At 73.0% G+C, this 6,028-nt stretch carries 6 protein-coding genes and 1 pseudogene; 2 read left to right on the top strand and 5 right to left on the bottom strand.

What is annotated here, in order from left to right; all coding sequences use genetic code 11:
• Positions 1–389 (bottom strand): annotated as a pseudogene (locus tag M8J74_RS39240) (metallophosphoesterase); the annotation flags it as partial.
• Between the two features lie 60 nt (positions 390–449).
• Positions 450–689, bottom strand: coding sequence for an SCO4848 family membrane protein (locus M8J74_RS39235; protein WP_058923639.1), 240 nt, complete (start codon positions 687–689; stop codon positions 450–452).
• 91 nt (positions 690–780) lie between these two features.
• On the opposite strand from M8J74_RS39235, the gene M8J74_RS39230 reads away from it, so the two are divergent.
• Entirely contained in the window at positions 781–2,058 is a 1,278-nt protein-coding gene (locus M8J74_RS39230; protein WP_249841011.1) for a D-alanyl-D-alanine carboxypeptidase family protein, read from the top strand.
• Here the strand turns inward: M8J74_RS39230 and M8J74_RS39225 are convergent.
• From M8J74_RS39225 to M8J74_RS39215, 3 genes are all read right to left on the bottom strand, one after another.
• A complete protein-coding gene (locus M8J74_RS39225) occupies positions 2,006–2,959 on the bottom strand; it encodes a YihY/virulence factor BrkB family protein (RefSeq protein WP_249841010.1) in 954 nt (317 codons plus the stop codon). The two genes, M8J74_RS39230 and M8J74_RS39225, sit on opposite strands and share 53 nt — an antisense overlap.
• A gap of 91 nt (positions 2,960–3,050) precedes the next feature.
• On the bottom strand, positions 3,051–4,040 hold the full coding sequence (locus M8J74_RS39220) for a decaprenyl-phosphate phosphoribosyltransferase (RefSeq protein WP_249841009.1): 990 nt from the start codon (positions 4,038–4,040) through the stop codon (positions 3,051–3,053).
• A complete protein-coding gene (locus M8J74_RS39215; RefSeq protein WP_249841008.1) occupies positions 4,033–4,533 on the bottom strand; it encodes a phosphatase PAP2 family protein in 501 nt (166 codons plus the stop codon). Before M8J74_RS39215 ends, M8J74_RS39220 begins: the two co-directional genes overlap by 8 nt.
• 133 nt (positions 4,534–4,666) lie before the next feature.
• On the opposite strand from M8J74_RS39215, the gene dprE1 reads away from it, so the two are divergent.
• On the top strand, positions 4,667–6,028 hold the full coding sequence (dprE1, locus tag M8J74_RS39210; protein ID WP_249841007.1) for a decaprenylphosphoryl-beta-D-ribose oxidase: 1,362 nt from the start codon (positions 4,667–4,669) through the stop codon (positions 6,026–6,028).

Below are 6,028 nucleotides of genomic sequence, written 5' to 3'. Positions count from 1 at the left end.
GCCGCCGGTGCCCGTGTCGCGGCGACTCCCGCCGGCACCGGCACGGCGTCCGCCGGCGCGGCGGCCGTCGTGCGCGCCCGCCGCTCCAGGAAGCGCCGCAGCAGCGGTCGTACGACCTCGCCCGCCACCACCGCCAGCAGCAGGTAGACGGACAGCGCCAGCCACAGGAAGCCCGGCCAGGCCAGCACCTGCTGCAGCCAGAACGGCGCTCCGGCGCGCTCGGCGACGAGCGCGCCGACGGCCAGCGCCCAGCCGCCCGCGATCAGCGCCGCCCCCGCCCGGCGCGCGGGGCCCGCGCGCCGGGTGGTGTCGCGGAACAGCCGGCGCCACAGGTACCAGTTGGCTCCCACCAGGACGCCGAGCGCGAGCAGAGCGAAGACGATGATCACCGTGCCGTGTACCCCGCAGTCTGTCGTGCCGGTCCCGCAGGTCCGGCGGCGTTCGTCGCGTTATGAAGTGCGGCGCAATGCGCGCAGTCCACGCAACCCGATGCCGCCGATGACCGTCCCCAATACGAAGGAGACGACGGCGAGCGTCAGATGCACCCAGAAGTAGGCCGTCGGGTGACCGTCGTCGAACGCGAGACCGCTGCCGTCCTTGATGAGATTTTTCACGAAAGTGACCCAGATGACCCAACTCCACACCCCGAAGGCGAGCAGGAACCAGGAGACAGGGCGGCTGAGCTTCATGCGTTCAGTATCGCCGCCGCCACTCCGGCCGCGCGCCCGGGGTGGGGCAGGCGGCGGGACATCGCGCCCGGTGCCCTGTACTTTTCCGTCCGTGCCCGCACCCACGAAGACCGCCAGGCGATTCCTGCTGGTCACCTCCGCCGCCCTGTCGTCGCTCGCGCTGACCGCGCCCGTCGCCCTCGCGGCCCCCAGCCCCTCCACGAGTCCTTCGGCCACTCCCCCGGCCGGCATGTCGTCCGTGGGCGGCGCCCGGCTCGGCCGGCCCGGCACACAGGTCGACCTGGGCAGCGGCGCGCCCGTGCTCCCCAAGGACATCAGCGCGCGCTCGTGGATCGTCGCGGACGCCGAGTCCGGCGAGGTCCTCGCCGCGCACAACGCGCACTGGCGGCTGCCCCCGGCGTCCACGATGAAGATGCTGTTCGCGGACACGCTGCTGCCGAAGTTCCCGCGCGGCGAGAAGCACAAGGTGGTGCCCGCCGACCTGGCGGGGATGGGCGCCGGCTCCAGCCTGGTCGGGATAAAGGAGGGCGAGACCTACACGGTCCACGACCTGTGGCTCGGGGTCTTCCTGCGCTCCGGCAACGACGCCGTGCACGTGCTGTCGGCGATGAACGACGGCGTCGGCAACACCGTCAAGGAGATGAACGCGCACGCCCAGGAGCTCCAGGCCCTGGACACGCACGTGGTCACGCCCGACGGCTACGACGCCCCCCGGCAGGTCTCCTCCGCGTACGACCTGACGCTGTTCGCCCGCTCGGGCCTGCAGAAGAAGGACTTCCGCGAGTACTGCTCGACGGTGCGGGCCGAGTTCCCGGGCGAGACGAAGAAGAACAAGAAGGGCAAGACGGTCCGGACGCCCTTCGAGATCCAGAACACCAACCGGCTGCTGGCCGGCGACACCGACATCTCCGTCTACCAGGGCATCGCAGGCGTCAAGAACGGCAACACCACCAACGCCGGCGCGACCTTCACCGGTGTCGCCGAGCGCGACGGCAGGGTGCTGCTGGTGACGGTCATGCACCCCGAGAAGCCGGAGCACAACGAGGTCTACAAGGAGACCGCCAAGCTCTTCGACTGGGGCTTCGCGGCGGCCGGAAAGGCGCGCTCCGTGGGGGAGCTGGTGCCGCCGAGGAGCGCCGCCCGGGCGAGCGCCCAGCCGGGCGCCAACGCCACCGCCGGGCAGGCGGGCGGCGCCGGGAGCAACGCCTCGGCCACGCCGGCGGCGAAGGCGGCCGGGCACACCGGCGGCGGCATGGGGACCGCGTTCGCGCTGGCCGGCGGGGCGCTGGCGCTGCTCGCGGCGGCCGCGTTCCTGGTCAACCGCCGCTGGCCGCTGCCGGATCTGGTACGTCGCCGCTCTCGTCCCTGACCTTGCCCACGATCCCCGCCCGCTCCTCCCCCTCCTCCTCGCGCACCTCCTGCTCCTGGCTCTGCGTCGCCGTCCAGGCGGCGCAGAACAGGACCAGCTTCGAGGTGAAGTTGATCCACAGCAGCAGGGCGACGGGGACCCCGAAGGCGCCGTACATGCTCTTGGCGGCCACGCCCTGCATGTAGCCGCTCAGCAGCGCCTTCAGCAGTTCGAAGCCGACCGCGCCGGTCAGTGCCGCGACGGTCAGGCGGCGGCGCGGCGGTTCGACGCCGGGCAGCATCGTCAGGACGTACAGGAGCAGCAGGAAGTCGGCGAAGACGGCGACGGCGAACGCGGCGACGTACAGCAGGATCCCGCCCCAGCCGCCCTTCTCCAGTCCGATCTGCCGGGTGATCCAGCCGACCATCGCGGAGGCGACGGTGGAGGCGGCGAGGGTGACCAGGACGGCGCCGCCGAGGCCCACGAGGATGCCGAGGTCCTTGGCCTTGCGCAGGAGGAAGTTCTCCTCCTCGTCGGGCTTCTCCCACACCGCGCGCAGGCATTCACGCGTCGAGCCGGCCCAGCCGATGCCGGTGAACAGCAGGGCGGCGCCGGCGATGAGGCCGATGGCGCCGGCGTTCTGGACCAGGCCGTTGATGTCGAGCTGGTCGGAGATGCCGGGCACCTGCTCGGCGATCTTGTTCTGCAGGTCCGTCTGCTGCGTCTCGCTGAGCGTGGCCGCGGCGATCGCGGCGGCCACGGTGAGCAGCGGGAAGAGCGCGACGAAACTCGTGAACGTCATCGCGGCGGCCAGCCGGGCCCACTTCACCCGGTCCAGACGCTCGAACGACCGCCACGCGTGTGTGGCCGTCAGGCGCGCCACCAGCGGCCCGACGACGGGGAGCTTCTTCAGCCAGTCCATGATCCGACTCTGCCCTCGCTCGGGGAGACCAATGTGCTTGTACCCCCGAAAGGCGCCTTGGTAGCGGTGCCGGTGGCCGCGCCGCGGCCGGCTACCAGTTCGCCACCGCCAGCCCGTACATCGCCAGCCAGACCAGGCCGATGACGGCGAGGGCCCGGTCGCGCAGCACGACGTCCTCGGGTTCCCCGGCGGCGCCGCGGTCGGCGAAGACGGCGTACCGCAGGACGGCGAGGACGAAGGCGATCATGGAGAGCTGCCGCCAGGGCAGCACGCTCGTGTGCGGGAGGCCGCCCTCCTCCAGGGCCCACATGCAGTAGCCGAGGACGGCGACGCCCGCGGCCAGCTGCCAGACGAAGCGCAGGTAGCCGGTGGTGTACTCGGTGAGCAGCGCGCGCGTGGCGCCCGCTTTCCCGGCCATCTGGACGGCTTCGGAGTAGCGCTTGGCCGCCACCATGAACAGGGCGCCGAAGCCGGTGGTGATCAGGAACCAGCGGGACAGCGGGATGCCGAGCGCGAGGCCGCCGGACACCGCCCGCATCAGGAAGCCGGTGGTGACGACCACGAGGTCCACGACGAGGACGCGCTTGAGGCTGACGCAGTACGCCAGTTGCATGCCGAGGTAGGCCGTCAGCAGGGCCGCGACGGCCGGTGAGACCAGCCAGGCCGCGACGGCCGGCGCGAGCACGCCGAGGACGCCTCCGACGGCGTAGGCGAGCGGCACGGGGACCTGGCCGGCCGCGACCGGGCGGTGGCGCTTGGCGGGGTGGGCGCGGTCGGCGTCGGCGTCCCGGGCGTCGTTGACGAGGTAGACGGCGGCGGCGCAGGCCGTGAACAGGACGAAGACGGCCGCGAGGCGGGGGATCGCGGGGCGGGTGAACAGCTCGCCGGCGGCCGCGGGGGCGGCGACGACCAGGAGGTTCTTGACCCACTGCTTGGGACGTGCGGTTCTCAGCAGGCCGACGAGGACGGTGGCGGGGGTGCGCTGCGCGGGTGGTGCGGGGGTGCGCGCGGGCGTGCGCTGATCGAGAAGCGCCGTCTCCTGGGAGCGTGCGCCGTTCGTGAGAGGCGCTGCCTCAGTCATGCGCGCCCCCTCCCACCCAGCGCGCACCCAGGCGCGCCGTGAGCGCCCCGAGGGCCGCGCCCGCCACCACGTCCGAGGGGTGGTGCACGCCGACGACCAGCCGGGACAGGCACATCGCGACGGCGAGCGGCGGTACGGCGTACGCGCCGAGGGCGCCGTAGACCAGGGCGGCGGTTGCGGCGGAGGTCGCGTGGGAGCTGGGGAAGGAGTGCGGGCCGAAGGTGGGCGCGAGGTGTTCGACGTGCGCCGGGCGCGGGCGTCGCACCACCCTTTTCACGCCCATGCTGACGAGGTGCGCTCCCCCGGTGAGCGCCGCGCCGCGCAACCAGGCGCCGCGCCGCGCGCCGTCCACGGCGGCCCCGACGAGGCCCGTCGCGAGCCACAGCGCTCCGTGCTCGCCGGCCCGGGAGAGGGCGCGCGCGACACCGGCGACGCGCGCGTCGGCGCCGTACGCGCGGCAGGCGGTGAGGATTCGGTGGTCCAGGAGGTCCATGAGGACTCACTGTTCACGCCGACCCCGCCGGAATGACGGACATATTCAATGACATCCCATTAATCACCCATTTCGGGGAGGAGGTTGATGTTCCTTGACCTGACGCCCATACCGGGGCGATACGGTCACCCGCATGTCTGCCAGCACCGCACCGGTCACCACCACCGTCACCGGATGGGGGCGCACCGCTCCCACCGCGGCCCGTCTGATCCGTCCCCGGACCTACGAGGAGGCCGCCGCCGCCGTCCGGGAGTGCGGGGCGCGCGGGGGCATCCCGCGAGGGCTGGGACGGGCCTACGGCGACGCGGCGCAGAACGCCGGCGGGGCGGTGTTCGACATGACGGGCCTGGACCGGATCCACGCGATCGACGCCGACGACGGCACCGTGCTGTGCGGCGCGGGCGTGTCCCTGCACCGCCTGATGGAGGTGCTGCTGCCGCTGGGCTGGTTCGTCCCGGTGACGCCCGGCACCCGGCAGGTGACGGTCGGCGGCGCGATCGGCGCGGACATCCACGGCAAGAACCACCACGTGTCCGGCAGCTTCTCCCGGCACGTCCTGTCGTTCGAACTCCTCACCGCCGACGGCGAGATCCGCACGGTGGGCCGCGGCACCCCGCTGTTCGACGCGACCGCCGGCGGCATGGGACTGACCGGCGTGATCCTCACCGCCACCCTCCGCCTGCTGCCCGTCGAGACGTCCCTGATGTCGGTCGACACCGAGCGCGCGAGCGACCTGGACGACCTGATGGCCCGGCTGGCGGGCACCGACCACCACTACCGGTACTCGGTCGCCTGGATCGACCTGCTGGCCCGCGGCGCCGCCACCGGCCGGGCGGTCCTGACCCGCGGCGACCACGCTCCCCTGGACGCGCTGCCGGCACGCGCGCGTACGAGGGCGCTGGAGTTCCGCACCCCCCGCTTCCCGGCCGCGCCGGCCTTCCTGCCCGAGGGACTGCTCAGCCGTACCACCGTGGGCCTGTTCAACGAGCTCTGGTACCGCAAGGCGCCCCGCGCCCGTACCGGAGAGCTGCAGCGGATCCCGTCGTTCTTCCACCCCCTGGACGGCGTACCGCACTGGAACCGCGTCTACGGCCGCGGCGGCTTCGTGCAGTACCAGTTCGTCGTCGGGCACGGCCGGGAGGACACCCTGCGCCGGATCGTGCGCCGGATCGCCGACCGGCGCTGCCCGTCCTTCCTGGCGGTCCTCAAGCGGTTCGGCGAGGCCGACCCGGGCTGGCTCTCCTTCCCGCTGCCGGGCTGGACGCTGGCCCTCGACATCCCGGCCGGCCTGCCCGGTCTCGGCGCGTTCCTGGACGGTCTCGACGAGGAGGTCGCCGCGGCCGGGGGGCGCGTCTACCTCGCCAAGGACTCCCGTCTGCGCCCCGAACTGCTCGCCGCGATGTACCCGCGCCTCGACGACTTCCGGGCGCTGCGCGCGCGAGTCGACCCGCGCGGGGTGTTCGTGTCGGACCTGTCCCGCCGTCTCGCCCTCTAG

Origin of the sequence: Streptomyces panaciradicis (assembly GCF_023516615.1) — a bacterium.
Classification (GTDB): domain Bacteria; phylum Actinomycetota; class Actinomycetes; order Streptomycetales; family Streptomycetaceae; genus Streptomyces; species Streptomyces panaciradicis.
The sequence above is the reverse complement of the archived record's forward strand: the minus strand, read 5'-3'. Positions and strand labels throughout refer to the sequence as shown.